Source organism: Polaromonas sp. P1_F2 (genome assembly GCF_056405735.1).
In genome coordinates this window covers 178,820-194,914 of the sequence record NZ_JBFUBN010000003.1, presented here as the reverse complement: position 1 = coordinate 194,914, position 16,095 = coordinate 178,820, and the positions used below count along the sequence as shown (strand labels likewise).

General features: G+C 66.0%; 16 protein-coding genes. 6 read left to right on the top strand and 10 right to left on the bottom strand.

What is annotated here, in order from left to right; genetic code table 11:
* The first annotated feature begins 19 nt into the window (after positions 1-19).
* Genes AC1D0O_RS07900 through ruvC form a run of 6 tightly spaced genes read left to right on the top strand, consistent with a single transcriptional unit; the run spans position 20 to position 4,662 of the window.
* On the top strand, positions 20-868 hold the full coding sequence (locus AC1D0O_RS07900; protein WP_477652993.1) for a TonB family protein: 849 nt from the start codon (positions 20-22) through the stop codon (positions 866-868).
* Positions 869-884: 16 nt separating this feature from the next.
* Positions 885-1,724 carry a shikimate dehydrogenase gene (aroE, locus tag AC1D0O_RS07895; RefSeq protein WP_477652992.1) on the top strand — a complete coding sequence of 280 codons (840 nt, stop codon included), beginning with the start codon at positions 885-887 and terminating at the stop codon, positions 1,722-1,724.
* Entirely contained in the window at positions 1,721-2,461 is a 741-nt protein-coding gene (gene mtgA, locus AC1D0O_RS07890) for a monofunctional biosynthetic peptidoglycan transglycosylase (RefSeq protein ID WP_477652991.1), read from the top strand. Before aroE ends, mtgA begins: the two co-directional genes overlap by 4 nt.
* 21 nt (positions 2,462-2,482) lie before the next feature.
* On the top strand, positions 2,483-3,115 hold the full coding sequence (locus tag AC1D0O_RS07885) for a lysophospholipid acyltransferase family protein (protein ID WP_477652990.1): 633 nt from the start codon (positions 2,483-2,485) through the stop codon (positions 3,113-3,115).
* On the top strand, positions 3,115-4,095 hold the full coding sequence (locus tag AC1D0O_RS07880) for a phosphatidate cytidylyltransferase (RefSeq protein ID WP_477652989.1): 981 nt from the start codon (positions 3,115-3,117) through the stop codon (positions 4,093-4,095). Before AC1D0O_RS07885 ends, AC1D0O_RS07880 begins: the two co-directional genes overlap by 1 nt.
* Positions 4,096-4,110: 15 nt before the next feature.
* Positions 4,111-4,662 carry a crossover junction endodeoxyribonuclease RuvC gene (gene ruvC / locus AC1D0O_RS07875; RefSeq protein ID WP_477652988.1) on the top strand — a complete coding sequence of 184 codons (552 nt, stop codon included), beginning with the start codon at positions 4,111-4,113 and terminating at the stop codon, positions 4,660-4,662.
* Positions 4,663-4,686: 24 nt separating this feature from the next.
* Here ruvC and AC1D0O_RS07870 read toward each other — a convergent pair whose 3' ends face one another.
* From AC1D0O_RS07870 to murD, 10 genes are all read right to left on the bottom strand, one after another.
* Entirely contained in the window at positions 4,687-4,863 is a 177-nt protein-coding gene (locus AC1D0O_RS07870) for a hypothetical protein (protein ID WP_477652987.1), read from the bottom strand.
* Between the two features lie 20 nt (positions 4,864-4,883).
* Positions 4,884-5,807: a UDP-3-O-acyl-N-acetylglucosamine deacetylase gene (gene lpxC, locus AC1D0O_RS07865; protein ID WP_477652986.1), complete on the bottom strand. Its 924-nt coding sequence runs from the start codon at positions 5,805-5,807 to the stop codon at positions 4,884-4,886.
* A gap of 299 nt (positions 5,808-6,106) precedes the next feature.
* Positions 6,107-7,336: a cell division protein FtsZ gene (ftsZ, locus tag AC1D0O_RS07860; protein ID WP_477652985.1), complete on the bottom strand. Its 1,230-nt coding sequence runs from the start codon at positions 7,334-7,336 to the stop codon at positions 6,107-6,109.
* Positions 7,337-7,485: 149 nt separating this feature from the next.
* Positions 7,486-8,715 (bottom strand): cell division protein FtsA, encoded by a 1,230-nt coding sequence (gene ftsA, locus AC1D0O_RS07855; RefSeq protein ID WP_436156423.1) that lies wholly within the window; start codon positions 8,713-8,715, stop codon positions 7,486-7,488.
* 4 nt (positions 8,716-8,719) lie between these two features.
* Positions 8,720-9,493: a cell division protein FtsQ/DivIB gene (locus AC1D0O_RS07850; RefSeq protein WP_477653307.1), complete on the bottom strand. Its 774-nt coding sequence runs from the start codon at positions 9,491-9,493 to the stop codon at positions 8,720-8,722.
* 31 nt (positions 9,494-9,524) lie between these two features.
* Entirely contained in the window at positions 9,525-10,502 is a 978-nt protein-coding gene (locus tag AC1D0O_RS07845) for a D-alanine--D-alanine ligase (protein WP_477652984.1), read from the bottom strand.
* A complete protein-coding gene (gene murC / locus AC1D0O_RS07840; RefSeq protein ID WP_477652983.1) occupies positions 10,499-11,932 on the bottom strand; it encodes a UDP-N-acetylmuramate--L-alanine ligase in 1,434 nt (477 codons plus the stop codon). Before murC ends, AC1D0O_RS07845 begins: the two co-directional genes overlap by 4 nt.
* On the bottom strand, positions 11,929-13,011 hold the full coding sequence (murG, locus tag AC1D0O_RS07835) for an undecaprenyldiphospho-muramoylpentapeptide beta-N-acetylglucosaminyltransferase (RefSeq protein ID WP_477652982.1): 1,083 nt from the start codon (positions 13,009-13,011) through the stop codon (positions 11,929-11,931). Before murG ends, murC begins: the two co-directional genes overlap by 4 nt.
* Positions 13,008-14,264 carry a putative lipid II flippase FtsW gene (ftsW, locus tag AC1D0O_RS07830; RefSeq protein WP_477652981.1) on the bottom strand — a complete coding sequence of 419 codons (1,257 nt, stop codon included), beginning with the start codon at positions 14,262-14,264 and terminating at the stop codon, positions 13,008-13,010. The genes murG and ftsW overlap by 4 nt, the downstream gene beginning before the upstream one ends.
* Positions 14,261-16,090 (bottom strand): UDP-N-acetylmuramoyl-L-alanine--D-glutamate ligase, encoded by a 1,830-nt coding sequence (murD, locus tag AC1D0O_RS07825; protein WP_477652980.1) that lies wholly within the window; start codon positions 16,088-16,090, stop codon positions 14,261-14,263. The genes ftsW and murD overlap by 4 nt, the downstream gene beginning before the upstream one ends.
* Positions 16,091-16,095: the final 5 nt, after the last annotated feature.

The following is a 16,095-nucleotide window of genomic DNA, read 5'->3' as shown; positions in this document are numbered from 1 at the left end:
ACACCGATAATCTCTTTCTGTGAAGAACCCCAGCACACTGCAAATCGCCCTCGGCGTCTCCATCGCCGTTCACGTGGTATTGCTGACGGTGCGTTTTGTCGACCCCGAGCGCTTCAACCGCGTGTTCCAGGACACCCCGCTCGAGGTGATCCTGGTCAACGCCAAGTCCAATGAGAAGCCCGACTTCGCCAAGGCCATCGCCCAGGCCTCGCTGGCCGGCGGCGGCGAGGCCGAAAAAGGCCGGGCGACCTCTCCCCTGCCGCCTTCGGCCCTGATGGAACTCGGCGACGCGACGGAAGACGCGCAGCGCAAGGTCGAATCGCTGCAGGAGCAGCAGACCCAATTGCTGGCGCAGATCAAAAAACAGCTGGCCTCCATGCCGCCGCCCGACCTGACCCAGCCCGCCAACAGCCCGGCCCAGGCCGAGCGCGAGGAAAAGCGCAAGGCGCTGGTCAAGATCCTGGCCGAGATCGAGCGCCGCATCAACGAAGAAAACGCCCGGCCCAAAAAACGCTACATCAGCCCGGCCACGCGCGAAGAGGTCTACGCCGTTTATTACGACGAGCTGCGCCGCAGGATTGAAGACCGGGGCACCGTGAACTTCCCCGAGCAGGCCGGCAAAAAGCTCTACGGCGAACTCACCATGATCGTCACCGTCAACTTCGACGGCACCGTGCTGGACACGGAAGTGGTGCAAACCTCGGGCAACCTGACGCTGGACCGGCGCGCGCAAAGCATCGTGCGCGGCACCGGGCCCTTCGGAAAATTCAGCGATGCCATGCGCCGCAAGGCCGACCAGATCGTCGTGGTGTCGCGCTTCAAGTTCACACGCGACGACACGCTAGAGACCAAGCTCACCAGCCGCTGAAGCCCGCACAAGCGTCATGGATCAGTATTACGTCCTGGGCAACCCGATCGCGCACAGCAAGTCGCCGCTGATCCACGCGCGCTTTGCCGAACTCACCGGGCAGGCGCTGCGCTACGAGCGCCTGCTGGTGCCGCTGGAATCCTTCGCCGCCACCCTGGCCCAGCTGCTGCGTGATGGCGTGAAGGGCTGCAACGTCACCGTTCCCTTCAAGCTCGACGCCTTCGGCGCCGCCGCCACGCGCAGCGACCGGGCCCAGCTGGCACAGGCCGCCAACACCCTGGTGCTGCAAGGCGGCGCCGTCCACGCCGACAACACCGATGGCGTGGGCCTGGTGAACGACATCCAGAACAACGCCGGCGTTTCACTGGCCGGTCGTGACGTGCTGCTGATAGGCGCGGGCGGCGCGGGCGCCGGTGCGCTGGCGCCGCTGCTGGCCGCCGGGCCGCGCCGGCTGGTGCTGGTCAACCGCACGCGAACCAAGGCCGACGCGCTGGTCGCGCGGCACAAGGCGCACGCCTCCCTGCAGGGCCTGCTCCAGAAAACCGAACTTCTGGCCGAAGACCTGCAAGGGCTGCAAGGCGCTTTCGACGTGGTCATCAACGCCAGCGCGAGCAGCCTGGCGGGCACCGGCGTGCCGGTCTCCGCCAGTGTGCTCAAACCCGGCGCGCTGGCCTGCGACATGATGTACGGCCCGGCCGCGGCCGGCTTCATGGCCTGGGCCCAGGAAAATGGCGCCACGCCGCGCGACGGCCTGGGCATGCTGGTGGAGCAAGCCGCCGAGGCCTTCGAGCTGTGGCGCAAGGTACGCCCCCCTTCCGCGCAGGTGCTGCGGGAAATGCGGGCGCTGCTGGCATGAAAGCGCTGTTCAGGCTGGTCGGCCTGGGCCTGCTGGCCGGCTTGGCCCTGCAACTCTTTTTTGTGGCGCGCATCGCCGTGATGGCCGTGGTCGACCCGGAGTCCACCGCCTTCCAGCGCTCGGAGGCCTACCTGGTCGCGCGTAACACCGGCAGCCTCAAATGGCGGCAGCAATGGGTGCCCTACGACGAACTGCCCGATACCCTCAAGCGCGCGGTCATCGCGTCCGAGGACGCCAGCTTTGCCGAGCACGACGGCGTGGACATGGAGGCGCTGGAAAGAGCCTGGGACAAAAATGCCAAGGCCGAGCAGCGCGCCGCGCAGTCGGCCAGCCGGCTGGCGCCCGCCAAAGCGGCGGCCAGGCCCGTGAAGATCGTGGGCGGTTCCACCATCACGCAGCAGCTGGCCAAAAACCTGTTCCTGTCGGGCGAGCGCACGCTGCTGCGCAAGGGCCAGGAACTGGTGCTGACACTGCTGCTGGAAGCGCTGCTGAACAAGGAGCGCATCCTGGAGATCTACCTCAACAACGTGGAATGGGGCGAAGGCGTGTTCGGCGCCGAGGCGGCGGCCCAGCATTACTACCGCAAGCCCGCGGCAAAGCTGGGTGCCTATGAGGCCGCACGCCTGGCCGTGATGCTGCCGCGGCCCAAGTATTTCGAAACCCGGCCCGGCTCAGGCTACCTAGCTTCGCGCGCCGGCACCATCGCGGCCCGCATGGGCGGCGTCGAACTGCCTTGAGGCAAAAAAGGCAAGCGGCCCATGAATGACAAGCTTTCTCCCGTGCTGGCCAAGCTCATGGGCTTGTTCCTGCTGGGCCTGATCCGCACGCTGACCGGCGCCCAGGCGCGCTGGCAGGGCTGCCCGCCCAAGGCCGAGCAGCGGATTTATTTCGCCAACCACCAGAGCCATGCCGACCTGGTGCTGATGTGGGCGGCCCTGCCCGAAGAGCTGCGCAGCATCACGCGGCCCATCGCGGCCAAAGATTACTGGACCAAGACGCCCTTCAAGCAATGGATCACCACGGCGGTGTTCAACGCGATTTACGTGGACCGCGCCAAGACCGGCGACCAGGACCCGCTGGAACCGCTGATCGAGGCACTGACCAACGGCGACTCCATCATCCTGTTCCCCGAAGGCACGCGCGGCAACCACGAGGAGCCGCAGAAATTCAAGGCCGGCCTCTACAACCTGGCGCTCAAATTCCCCGGCGTGGTGCTGGTGCCCGCCTGGATCAACAACGTGCAGCGCGTCATGCCCAAGGGCGAGGTCGTGCCGGTGCCCATCCTGTGCTCGGTCACCTTCGGCGCGCCCATCGCCCTGGGCGCCGGTGAAGATCGCGGCGAATTCCTGGCCCGCGCGCGCCAGGCCGTGATGGATCTGCGAGAGTCCTGATGAACACTTTCCTGCGCAATCTTTCGCCTTCGCACCAGGTCGGCCTGCTGTTCGTGCTGGTCTTCGGCATCCTGGCCGCCATCAGTGTCGCCGCCTTCGTGATGTCGCTCAGGGACACCCACGAGGACGACCTGCACACCGAGAAGCTCAAGGAATTCAACGGCGTCCTGCGCACCTCCTGGTTGATGTCCACCGTGTTCTGGATAGGCTGGACGCTGGGCGAAACCGTGGCCACCGTGCTGTTCGGGCTGGTCGCTTTTTTTGCGCTGCGCGAGTTCATCACGCTCTCGCCCACGCGCCAGGGCGACCACCGCAGCCTGGTGCTGGCTTTCTTTGTAGTGCTGCCGGTGCAGTTCGCGCTGGTGATCGCGCAGCGCTTCGACCTCATCACCGTGTTCATCCCGGTTTACGTGTTCCTGGCGATTCCGGTGGTCAGCGCACTGGCCGACGACCCGCAGCGCTTCCTGGAGCGCAATGCCAAGCTGCAATGGGGCATCATGGTCTGCGTCTACGGCATCAGCCATGTGCCCGCGCTGATGCTGTTGAAGTTTCCCAACTATGAAGGCAAGAACGCCTTCCTGGTGTTCTTCCTGGTGTTCGTGGTGCAAAGCTGCATGATCGTGGAGTACGTGGTCGGCCGCAGGCTGAAGCGCCCGCCCAGCGCGCCCAACGTGAGCAAGAGCTTCAACTGGACCAGCTGGCTGATCGCCGTCGTGGCGGCCAGCCTGCTGGGCGGCCTGCTGGCGGGCCTGACACCCTTCAAGCCGGCGCAGGCCGTGGCCATGGCCTTTATCGCCTGCGTCTCCGGCTCGCTGGGCCACCTGGTGATGAAAGCGCTCAAGCGCGACCGCGGCATTCCCAACTGGGGCAAGCGCGGCGTGGGCGTGACCGGCGCCAGCGGCCTGCTGGACCGCGTCGATGCGCTGTGCTTCGGCGCGCCCATCTTCTTCCATTCGGTCCGCTGGTATTTCGGCCTCTGAGGCCGGGCAGCATCGATGCGCATCCTCGGCATAGACCCCGGCCTGCAAACCTCCGGCTTCGGTGTGGTGGACGTGGACGGCTCGCACCTGCGCTATGTCGCCAGCGGCACCATCAAGACCACGCACCTGGAGCGCGCCGACCTTCCCGGCCGCCTAAAGGTGCTGTTCGAAGGCGTGTGCGAGGTGGTGGAGCGTTACCAGCCCGACACGGCCTCGGTCGAAATCATCTTCGTGAACGTCAACCCGCAGGCGACCCTGCTGCTGGGCCAGGCGCGCGGCGCCTGCATCACAGCACTGGTCTCGCGCGAACTGGCGGTGGCCGAGTACACGGCCCTGCAGCTCAAAAAAGCCGTGGCCGGCTACGGCAAGGCCGGCAAGGCCGAGGTGCAGGAAATGGTGATGCGACTGCTCAAGCTGCCTTCGCTGCCCGGCAAGGATGCGGCCGACGCGCTAGGCCTGGCAATCACCCACGCCCACGTGGGCAGTGCCATGGCACGGCTGGCGCAAGCAGCCGGCGGCACGGGTGCAGGCATGACGAAGAATTACCGCGGCGGACGCAGCCGCTGACGCGGCTGGGAATGTGAAAGGCCGTTAGGCCACGCGCTCGAGAATCAGCACCGCGAAGAAACCGAAGGCGGAGATCAGCGTCCACTTGAGGATGATCAGGCCAAAGCGCTTGTAACGCGCTTGGCCGGTGCCGGCGTAAAACATGAAGGCCACCACAGCGGCCAGCAAAAACAGCAGGATGAGCCAGCGAAACAGCAGCATGGAGATGCCCTGTTCTGCAGCTACCAGGCGCGTGCCAGCGTGGCAAAGCCCCGGGGCGCTTTTTTCTCGTCCGCGAAGGTGACGACTTCGTAGGCGTCCTTGTGCGCCAGCAGCTCGCGCAGCAGCTTGTTGTTCATCGCATGGCCGGAGCGAAATGCGCTGTAGGCGGCCAGCAGCGGCTTGCCCAGCAGATACAGGTCGCCCATGGCATCGAGGATCTTGTGCTTCACGAACTCGTCGTTGTAGCGCAGGCCGTCGCTGTTGAGCACCTTGTAGTCGTCCATCACGATGGCGTTGTCCAGCCCGCCGCCCAGGGCCAGGCCGTTGGCGCGCATCATTTCGACGTCCTTGGTGAAGCCGAAGGTGCGCGCCCGCGCGATGTCGCGCGAGTAAGCGCCCGAGCCCATGTCGAACTCCACGCGCTGGCCGGTGGAGTCCACCGCCGGGTGGTCGAAATCGATTTCAAAACTGAGCTTGTAACCCTCATAGGGGCTCAGGCGCGCCCACTTGGTGTTCGCACCCTCGCCGTCCCGCACTTCCACCGGCTTGATCACGCGGATAAAGCGCTTGGGCGCGGCTTGCAGCTCGATGCCGGCCGACTGCAGCAGGAACACAAACGACGAAGCCGAACCATCCAGGATGGGCACTTCCTCGGCCGTGATGTCGACGTAAAGGTTGTCGATGCCCAGGCCCGCACAGGCCGACATCAAATGCTCCACCGTGTGCACCTTGGCACTGCCGCTGGAAATCGTCGACGCCAGCCGCGTGTCCGTCACCGCCTGCGCCGAGATAGGAATGTCCACCGGTTGCGGCAAATCGACCCGGCGAAACACAATGCCCGTATCCGGCGCCGCGGGGCGCAAGGTCAGTTCCACCCGCTGTCCACTGTGCAGGCCCACGCCCACGGCTTTGGTCAGGGATTTAAGGGTTCTTTGGGCAAGCATGGGCTCTATTTTAGTTGGCGCAAGGCCATTTCAAGGGTAGGGGATAGCAATGCCGGGCATAGGCAGAGTGAATTAGGGCGCAAACCAGCAACCCAGCGACGCGCGCCCGCTCCACTACCCAACGGCGATTAATCGAATGCAAGCAAGGGAAGCGAAGCGTGCCCCTTAACGGAGATTAATGGGATGGAAAGCGTAGCGAGCAGCCCGAGGTTGAGGCGAGGAGCGGAACCGTACTCAGGTACGGTGAGCACCACAGCCTCAAGATCGGGTTGCGCAGTAGCTTTACACCCATTAAGCGATTAATCGGCTTGTTTGCGGAGAAAGGCCGGGATTTCGAAGTCGTCCATCCCGCCGGAAGCCAGCGCATCCACCTTGGCCGCAGCCTGCGTCCGATTGGTACGCCAAACACTAGGTACCGCCATATTGCCGTAGTCTGGCTGGGCCGAACCCGCGCCCATCTGCGTTGCACCGCCGGCGCCGGCCGTTGTATTCAGCGTAGGTACGTTGAAAGGCACGTTGTCGGTACCGGTGCGCAGCACCTGCAGCGGCGGCGCATGGCGGCGCACGCCCTGGCGCGACAAACCCGTCGCGACCACGGTCACGCGGATCTCATCGCCCAGCACATCGTCATAGGCCGTGCCGTAGATCACGTGCGCATCGGGCGAGGCATAAGCGCGGATGGTATTCATCGCCAGCTTGGATTCGCTCAGCTTGAGCGAGCCCTTGGCCGCCGAGATCAGCACCAGCACGCCCTTGGCGCCCGACAGGTCGATGCCTTCGAGCAGCGGGCAGGCCACGGCCTGCTCGGCGGCGATGCGCGCGCGGTCCGGCCCGTTGGCCTTGGCCGTGCCCATCATGGCTTTGCCGGGCTCGCCCATCACGGTGCGCACGTCCTCAAAGTCGACGTTCACATGGCCGGGCACGTTGATGATTTCGGCAATGCCGCCCACGGCGTTTTTCAGCACGTCGTTGGCATGCGCAAAAGCCTCGTCCTGCGTCACGTCGTCGCCCAGCACTTCGAGCAGCTTTTCGTTCAGCACCACGATCAGCGAGTCGACATTGGCTTCGAGCTCGGCCAGGCCGAGGTCGGCGTTGGTCATGCGGCGGCCGCCTTCGAATTCGAAGGGCTTGGTCACCACGCCGACCGTCAGGATGCCCATCTCCTTGGCGATGCGCGCGATCACGGGCGCAGCGCCGGTGCCGGTGCCGCCGCCCATGCCGGCGGTGATGAACAGCATGTGCGCGCCGTCAATCGCGCTGCGAATGTCGTCCGCCGCCAGCTCGGCCGCATCGCGGCCCTTGTCGGGCTTGCTGCCCGCGCCCAGGCCGCTGCTGCCCAGCTGGATGGTCTTGTGGGCGCTGCCGCGGCTGAGCGCCTGCGCGTCCGTGTTGGCGCAGATGAATTCGACGCCTTGCACGCCGCATTCGATCATGTGCCCGACGGCATTGCCGCCGCCGCCGCCGACACCGATCACCTTGATCTGTGTGCCCTGGTTGAATTCTTCGATTTCAATCATTTCGATGCTCATTGGGAGCCTCCTAATCAATAAACTGCAGTTGCCAATAATCGGAAATTTGTATTTATGGTTGACATGGCTTTCTCACGCAGGGGGGTCCGCCCCGCCGGAATGCATGCAACGCGAGGGCCTGCCGATAAAAGTGGAATAGGTTTTCATGGTCAGAAATTCCCCACAAACCAGTCTTTGACCTTGCCGAATGCGTTGTGCACGCTGCCCGCCTTCTGCGACACCTTGTAGCCGCGCATGCGGGCCAGGCGGGCCTCTTCGAGCAGGCCCATCACGGTGGCGGCACGGGCCTGGGCCACCATGTCGGACAGCGCGCTGGAGTAGCGCGGTATGCCGCGCCGCACCGGCTTGAGGAAAATGTCCTCGCCGAGTTCCACCATGCCGGGCATGACGGCGCTGCCGCCGGTGATGACGATGCCGGACGACAACACCTCTTCATAGCCCGACTCGCGTATCACCTGCTGTACCAGTGAAAAAATCTCTTCGATGCGCGGCTCGATCACGCCAGCCAGCGCCTGTTTGCTCAGCATGCGCGGGCCGCGGTCGCCAAGGCCGGGCACCTCCACCTGCTGGTCCGGGTCGGCCAGCAACTGCTTGGCATAGCCGCTTTCCACCTTGATGTCCTCGGCGTCCTTGGTGGGCGTGCGCAGCGCCATGGCGATGTCGCTGGTGATCAGGTCGCCGGCGATCGGGATCACCGCGGTATGCCGGATGGCGCCGCCGGTGAAGATGGCGACGTCGGTGGTGCCGGCGCCTATGTCGACCAGCGCCACGCCGAGCTCCTGCTCGTCCTGCGTGAGCACCGCCAGGCTGGAGGCCAGCGGGTTGAGCATCAGCTGGTCCACTTCCAGGCCGCAGCGCCGCACGCACTTGATGATGTTCTCGGCCGCGCTCTGCGCGCCGGTCACGATGTGCACCTTGGCTTCCAGGCGTATGCCGCTCATGCCTATGGGCTCGCGCACGTCCTGGCCGTCGATGACGAACTCCTGCGGCTCGACCAGCAGCAGGCGCTGGTCGGTCGAGATGTTGATGGCCTTGGCGGTTTCGATCACGCGCGCCACGTCGGCCTGCGTGACTTCCTTGTCCTTGACCGCCACCATGCCGCTGGAATTGATGCCGCGTATGTGGCTGCCGGTGATGCCGGTGTAGACGCGGGCGATCTTGCAGTCGGCCATCAATTCAGCCTCTTTCAAGGCCTGCTGGATGCTCTGCACCGTGGCGTCGATGTTGACCACCACGCCGCGCTTGAGGCCGTTGCTCGCCGCGATGCCCAGGCCCGCGAGCTTGAGCTCGCCGCCCGGCATGACCTCGGCCACCACGGCCATGACCTTGCTGGTGCCGATGTCCAGCCCAACCACCAGATCTTTGTATTCCTTGGCCATATGTTTACCTTTTTTTCTTTCCGTCGTCTTTGTCAGCGGGGTTTCCCGTGGTGACACCCCTGAGCCTGATTGCATAGCCGTTGCCGTAGCGCAGGTCGGCGGACTCCAGGTCCCGTCCGTAGCGCGACGACACCTGCGTCACCGTGGCGAGAAAAAGGCGCGTGCGCGCCTCGATCTCCTGCGGCGACCCGTGGCCGAGTTCGATCACGGCGCCGTTGTCGAGCTGGGCGCGCCAGCTGCCCTGGCCGCTCAGTTGCAGTTGCTCCAGCGAGGCATCCGTCTCATCAAACAGGGGCGAAAGCACCTGGTAGGCCTGCAGCACCAGCGGCGCCTGGCCTTGCGGGCCGTTCAGCACCGGCAGGACCTCCGCCTCGACCTCGCCCTGGTTGGCTTCGAACACCTCGCCAAAGTTGTTGACCAGGCGCGCGTCGCTTTCGGCGCCCCAGAAGGCCACCGGCTTGTGTTCCTGCAGCACCACCTTGAGGCGGTTCGGGAACTCGCGCTGCACCAGCGCCCGCCGCACCCAGGGCACGGACTCGAACACCGCGCGCGTGGCGGCCAGGTCCACCGTGAAAAAGTTGCCGGCCAGCCGGGGCGCCACGTTGGCGCGCAGCGTGACCGCGTTGTTGTGTATCAGGTCGCCCTGCACGCGGATCGCGCTCAGGCTGAACAGCGACTGGCGCAACACCCAGGCGACGCCCAACGCCACGACCATGGCGGCAAACGCCAGGCCCAGGACCACCGAGAAGGTGTTCATGAGCTTGACGTCCAGCGGCATGGCGATGGGTTTGGGCGTTCTGCGGTTCAAATTACGCCTCCCCCTGTTTCTGGTGGTCCAGCGTGGCGGTCTTGAGCACTTCGACGCACAGGTCTTCGTAGGAGATGCCGGCCGCGCGCGCGGACATGGGCACCAGCGAGTGGCCCGTCATGCCGGGCGAGGTGTTGATTTCCAGCAGGTAGGGTTTGCGCGTGGCCTTGTCGATCATCACGTCGGCGCGCGCCCAGCCGCGGCAGTTGAGGATGCGGAAGGCGTCCAGCACCAGCTGCTGGATGACGGCTTCTTCGCCTTCGGGAAGCCCGCAGGGCACCAGGTATTGCGTGGTGTCGGTGAAGTATTTGTTCTGGTAGTCGTAATTGCCGTCAGGCGCCACGATGCGGATCACCGGCAGCGCGTGCGCCCCGGCGCCGGTCCCCAGCACTGGGCAGGTCACCTCGTCGCCGCTGATGAACTGCTCGCAGAGCACGTCGGCATCGAGCTTTTCAGCCTGTGCCACCGCCTCGGCCATGCCCTCCCGGCTGGTGACCTTGGTGAGGCCAATGGAAGACCCCTCGCGCGCGGGCTTGACGATCAGCGGCAGGCCCAACGCGTCAGGCACGGCGGCGATGTCGGCCGCGCCATAAGCGCCGCGGCGCAGCAGCCGGTATTGCGGCGTCGGCAGCCCCTCGGAAATCATCACGCGTTTGGTCATGACCTTGTCGATGGCCATGCTGGAGGCCATGACGCCGGAGCCGGTATAGGGGATGCCCAGCAGCTCCAGCGCGCCCTGCACCGTGCCGTCTTCGCCGAAGCGGCCGTGCAAGGCGATAAAGCAGCGCGCAAAACCGTCTTTCTTGAGCTGGGAAAGGTCGCGCTCGGCCGGGTCGAAGGCATGGGCATCCACACCGCGCGAGCGCAGGGCCTTGAGCACGCCGCTGCCCGACATCAGCGAAACTTCGCGCTCTGCCGACATGCCGCCCATCAGGACGGCGACCTTGCCGAATTGGGAGGTGTTCTCGTTCTGTTTCATGCCGGGGCTCCTGTGGTCTTGGGGTGTCCTGCCTGTTCCAGCATCTCGACCACCCGGGCGGGCACCTGGCCTATGGAGCCGGCGCCCATGCACATCACGACGTCGCCGCCCAAGGCGTTGTCCACGATCGCCTGCGGCATGGCCTCGATCTCATCGACGAAGACGGGTTCGAGCTTGCCGGCCACGCGCAGCGCGCGCGCCAGCGAACGGCCGTCGGCCGCCACGATGGGCGGCTCGCCCGCGGCGTAGACTTCGGACAGCAGCACCGCGTCGGCCTGGCCTATGACCTTGACGAAATCCTCAAAGCAGTCGCGGGTGCGCGTGTAGCGGTGCGGCTGGAAGGCCAGCACCAGGCGCCGGCCCGGAAATGCGCCGCGCGCGGCGGCCAGCGTCGCGGCCATCTCGACCGGGTGGTGGCCGTAGTCCTCGATCACGGTGAAGTGCCCGCCACCCTTGGCAGGCATGTCGCCGTAGCTCTGGAAGCGCCGGCCCACGCCGCGGAAATCGGCCAGGGCTTTTTGCACCGCCGCGTCGGGCACGTTGAGCTCGACCGCGATGGCAATCGCCGACAGGGCATTGAGCACGTTGTGCTCGCCGGCCAGGTTGAGCACCACCTCCAGGTCGGGCAGCGTAACGCCGTTGCGCCGCTGCGCCGTGAAATGCATCTGCGCGCCCACCGGCCGCACGTTGACGGCGCGCACCTGCGCGTCCTCGCCGAAACCGTAGCTGGTGATGGGGCAGGAGACTTGCGGCACGATGTCGCGCACGGCCGGATCGTCGGTGCACAGGATCGCCGTGCCATAAAACGGCATGCGGTGCAGGAAGTCGACAAAGGCCTTCTTGAGGTTGCCGAAATCATGGCCGTAGGTTTCCATGTGGTCGGCGTCGATGTTGGTGACAACGGCCATCACGGGCAGCAGGTTCAGGAAGGAAGCGTCCGACTCATCGGCCTCGACCACGATGTAGTCGCCCGAGCCGAGCTTGGCGTTGGCGCCCGCGCTGTTCAGCCGACCGCCGATCACAAAGGTCGGGTCCAGGCCGCCTTCGGCCAGCACGCTGGCGACCAGGCTGGTGGTGGTGGTCTTGCCGTGCGTTCCCGCGATGGCGATGCCTTGCTTGAGGCGCATCAGTTCGGCCAGCATCAGCGCGCGCGGCACCACGGGAATGCGTTTCTCGCGAGCCGCCAGCACCTCGGGGTTGTCGGCCTGCACCGCGGTGGAGGTCACGACCGCGTCGACTTTGGCCAGGTTGCCCGCCGCATGCCCGACAAAGGTCTTGATGCCGAGCTTTGCCAGGCGCTGCAGCGTGGCGCTGTCCGACAGGTCGGAACCCGAGATGGCGTAACCGAGGTTGTGCAGCACCTCGGCAATGCCGGACATGCCGGCGCCGCCCAGGCCGATGAAATGGATGTTCTTGATGGCGTGTTTCATGTCGCCAGCTCCTCGCAGGCGGCCACCACGCGTGCGGTGGCATCGGTTTTTTGCATGGTCTTGGCCTGTAGGGCGCGCTCCAGCAGGGTGTAGCGCCCGGTTGTTGTCAGAATGTTGGCCAGCTTCTCCGCCGTGAGGTCGCGCTGCTGGATCAGCCAGCCGCCGCCCTGGTCCACCAGGAATTTCGCATTGCTGGTCTGGTGGTCATCAACGGCTGCCGGGAAAGGCACGAAGATCGCCGCGGCGCCGACCGCCGCGATCTCGGTCACGGTGCTGGCGCCGGCGCGGCAGATGATGAGGTCGGCATCGGCAAAAGCCTGCGCGGTGTCTTCAATAAAGGGCGTGAGTTCGGCCTGCACGCCGGCTGCCGCGTAGTTGGCGCGCAGCGCGTCGATCTGCTGGGCGCCGCTCTGGTGCCGGACCTGCGGGCGCTCGCCGGCGGGAATCAGCGCCAGCGCCTTGGGCACGATGTCGTTGAGCCCGCGCGCGCCCAGGCTGCCGCCCACCACCAGCAGCTTGAGCGGCCCGCCGCGGTCGGCAAAACGCTCGACCGGGCCGGGCTGGCGCGTGAAGGCCGGGCGCAGCGGGTTGCCTATCCATTCGCCCTTGCGGAACACGCCGGGAAAAGCGGTGAAGACACGGTCGGCCACACCGGCCAGCACCTTGTTGACCATGCCCGCGACCGAGTTCTGCTCATGCAGCACCAGCGGCTTGCCCAGCAGCACGCTCATCATGCCGGCCGGAAAGCTGATGTAGCCGCCCAGGCCGACCACCACATCGGGCTTGACGCGGCGCACCACCTGGATGCTTTGCCAGAAGGCCTTGAGCAGGCGCAGCGGCAGGAACACCAGCGTGGCCGGGCCCTTGCCGCGCACGCCGGAAAAATCGATGTGCTCGAAAGCAAAGCCGCGCGGCGGCACCAACTGGCTTTCCATGCTGGGACGGCTCGCGCTGCCCAGGCCGCCCAGCCAGTGCACACGCCAGCCGCGCTCGCGCAGGGCCTCAGCCACGGCCAGGCCGGGGAAGATGTGGCCGCCGGTTCCACCAGCCATGACCAGGGCGCAACGTTGCCCGCTCATGCGCGCCCTCCCCGCATCAGCAAGCGGTTCTCATAATCGATTCTCAAAACCACCGCCAGCGAAATCAGATTCATCAAAATCGCCGAGCCGCCATAGCTCATCAGCGGCAAGGTCAGCCCCTTGGTCGGCAAGGCGCCCAGGTTCACGCCGATGTTGATGAAGGTCTGGAAACCTATCCAGATACCCACGCCCTGAGCGACCAGGCCGGCGAAGAGGCGGTCCAGCGCGATCGACTGGCGGCCTATGTGCATGATGCGGCGCGTCATCCACATGAAGAGGCCGATCACGGCCAGCACGCCCAGCAGGCCGAACTCCTCGCCGATCACGGCCATCAGGAAGTCGGTGTGCGCCTCTGGCAGCCAGTGCAGTTTTTCGATGCTGCCGCCCAGGCCGACGCCGAAGATCTCGCCGCGGCCGAAGGCGATCAGCGAATGCGAAAGCTGGTAGCCCTTGCCCATGGAATATTTGTCGCTCCAGGGATCCAGGTAAGCAAAGATCCGCTCGCGCCGCCATTCGCTGAGCATCACCATCAGGCTGAAGGCGACCACCACCACGGCCGCGATGACGAAGAACATGCGCGCATTGACGCCGCCCAGGAAAAGTATGCCCATGGCGATGACCGAGATCACCATGAAAGCGCCCATGTCGGGCTCGGCCAGCAACAGCAGGCCGACGATGGCGATGGCGATGGCCATGGGCATCACGGCGCGGAAGAAGCGCTCCTTGACTTCCATCTTGCGCACCATGTAGTCGGCCGCGTACAGCAACACCGCGAACTTCGCGAGTTCCGAGGGCTGGAAGTTCATGATGCCGATGGAAATCCAGCGGCGGGCGCCGTTGACGCCCTTGCCGATGAAGGGCACCAGCACCAGAATCAGCAGCAGCAGGGAAATGACGAACAACCAGGGTGCGAGCTTTTCCCAGGTCGCGAGCGGCACCTGGAAGGCCAGCACGGCGACGATGAAGGCGACCACCAGCGACAGCACATGGCGCGTCACAAAATGGGTGTGGGCATAACGCGCGAACTTGGGGTTGTCGGGCATGGCCACCGAGGCCGAATACACCATGACCAGGCCCCACATCAGCAAGGCCACGGTGACCCAGAGCAGTGCCTGGTCGAACCCGGCCATGCGCACGGGCGGCGCCGCCAGCGTGCGCGACAGGCTCTGCCCACCCAGCCGGACGGGCAACACATCGGCCGCGGCCTTGCCGAAGCCGGCGAACCAGCCTGAAAGACGCGCGGCTACCGTCACAGCACCTCCCCCTGGTCGCGGGCCAAGGCCTGCACCGCTTCGCAAAAGACGCGGGCGCGGTGCTCGTAGTTGTCGAACATGTCGAAGCTGGCGCAGGCCGGCGACATCAGCACGGCGTCGCCGGTCTGGGCCTGCTGCGCCGCCAGGGTGACGGCTTCTTCCATCGAAGCGGCGTCAAACATCGGGATGTTGCGCGGCAGGACCTCTTTGATGAGGGGCGCGTCGCGGCCTATCAGCACCACGGCCCGCACATGGCGCTGGACCGGGTCGGCCAGCGGCGAAAAATCCTGCCCTTTGCCTTCGCCGCCCAGGATCAGCACCAGCTTGCGCTCCAGTCCCAGGCCCGTGAGCGCCGCCACGGTGGCCCCTACGTTGGTGCCCTTGCTGTCGTCGAAGTACTCGACGTCTTTGACGACGGCCACCGACTCCACGCGGTGAGGCTCGCCGCGGTATTCGCGCAGGCCGTGCAGCATGGGCGCCAGGGTGCAGCCCGCGGCCACGGCCAGGCCCAGCGCCGCCAGGGCGTTGGTGGCGTTGTGGCGTCCGCGTATGCGCAAGGCCTCGATGGGCATCAGGCGCTGCACATGCAGCTCCACCTCTTCATCCTTGCGGCGCTTGATGGTTTCGTCGGCCTCGGCCGCGCGCACCAGCCAAGTCATGCCGTTGACGGTTTCAATGCCGTAGTCGCCGGGGCGCTGCGGCTCGCCGGCGCCGAAGGTGGCGTGCGGGCGCAGTTGCGGCGGCTTCAGGCGCACCTTGACGGGCGGCGGCAGCATGGCCATCACACGCGCGTCGTCGCGGTTGAGCAGCATGAAGGTGCCGGCGCCGAACACCCTGGCCTTGGCCGCGGTGTAGGCGTCCATGTCGCCGTGCCAGTCCAGGTGGTCTTGTGTAATGTTGAGCACCACGGCGGCCGTCGGCTCAAAGCCCTGCACGTCGGCCAGCTGGAAGCTGGACAGTTCCAGCACCCAGACCTGCGGCAGGGTTTGCGCATCCATGTGGGCCGACAGCGTGTCCAGCAGCGTCGGGCCTATGTTGCCGGCCACGGCAACGGTTTTGCCGGCGCGCTGCACCAACTGGCCCAGCAGCGAAGTCACCGTGGTCTTGCCGTTGGTGCCCGTGATGGCCAGCACTGCCGGCCGGTAGCCCGGCTCGGGTTCGGCCTGGGCCAGCGCCAGCAAGGCGGGCAGCGCCGATTCTTCGCCGGCTTCGTCGGGCACAGGCGCGGTGTCCGGGACGAGCGCTGCGACTGCTTCATGAATATCGCCAGAGGCATCGGCCGCCAGGGCGGCTTCGCCTTCCGGTGCATCAGACACACCAGAGGCATCAGATCCATCCAGGGCCGCATCGCTTTCGTCAAGCGCGTCGACCGCCTCAGGCATATCGGGCGCGTCGAGTGCGTCAGGCAAAGCTGCTTCGCCCAGCACCTCGGGCGATGCAGGTGCTTCGGCAGTTGCCTCGGCCGTTTCGGCAGCCGGCGGCTCGCGCAAATCCGCCAACGCCCGCGCAAACAGGTCGAGCTCACCGCCCACAGGCAGGCCCATGGCGCGCGCGGCATCGGCCACGTGGGCGATGGTCGCCGGCGCCAGGCCGGGCGAACGGTAGACGGCGCGCACGGCCGTGCCTTGCACCAGCTCCGGCGTGAACGCACCGCCGACAAAAGCGACGCCCGGCAGTTCCTCGCGCAGCGTGGCGAGCAGGGGCGGTGCTTCGCGCGTGTCGGCAACCGTCACATGCGCTCCGTGGCGGGCGCACCAGCGCGCCATGGCCAGGCCGGACGCGCCCAGGCCCAGGATCAACACGGTTTGGTCTTGTAAATGCCGCATGCCTG

Coding starts and splice junctions, on each gene's coding strand:
- AC1D0O_RS07870 (WP_477652987.1), bottom strand. CDS start 4,863: ATGCTGCTGTTTCGCTGGCTCATCCTGCTGTTTTTGCTGGCCGCTGTG.
- murG (WP_477652982.1), bottom strand. CDS start 13,011: ATGAGCGGGCAACGTTGCGCCCTGGTCATGGCTGGTGGAACCGGCGGC.
- murC (WP_477652983.1), bottom strand. CDS start 11,932: ATGAAACACGCCATCAAGAACATCCATTTCATCGGCCTGGGCGGCGCC.
- AC1D0O_RS07845 (WP_477652984.1), bottom strand. CDS start 10,502: ATGAAACAGAACGAGAACACCTCCCAATTCGGCAAGGTCGCCGTCCTG.
- mtgA (WP_477652991.1), top strand. CDS start 1,721: ATGAAAGCGCTGTTCAGGCTGGTCGGCCTGGGCCTGCTGGCCGGCTTG.
- lpxC (WP_477652986.1), bottom strand. CDS start 5,807: ATGCTTGCCCAAAGAACCCTTAAATCCCTGACCAAAGCCGTGGGCGTG.
- AC1D0O_RS07885 (WP_477652990.1), top strand. CDS start 2,483: ATGAATGACAAGCTTTCTCCCGTGCTGGCCAAGCTCATGGGCTTGTTC.
- AC1D0O_RS07880 (WP_477652989.1), top strand. CDS start 3,115: ATGAACACTTTCCTGCGCAATCTTTCGCCTTCGCACCAGGTCGGCCTG.
- ruvC (WP_477652988.1), top strand. CDS start 4,111: ATGCGCATCCTCGGCATAGACCCCGGCCTGCAAACCTCCGGCTTCGGT.
- murD (WP_477652980.1), bottom strand. CDS start 16,090: ATGCGGCATTTACAAGACCAAACCGTGTTGATCCTGGGCCTGGGCGCG.
- AC1D0O_RS07850 (WP_477653307.1), bottom strand. CDS start 9,493: ATGCCGCTGGACGTCAAGCTCATGAACACCTTCTCGGTGGTCCTGGGC.
- ftsA (WP_436156423.1), bottom strand. CDS start 8,715: ATGGCCAAGGAATACAAAGATCTGGTGGTTGGGCTGGACATCGGCACC.
- ftsZ (WP_477652985.1), bottom strand. CDS start 7,336: ATGAGCATCGAAATGATTGAAATCGAAGAATTCAACCAGGGCACACAG.
- aroE (WP_477652992.1), top strand. CDS start 885: ATGGATCAGTATTACGTCCTGGGCAACCCGATCGCGCACAGCAAGTCG.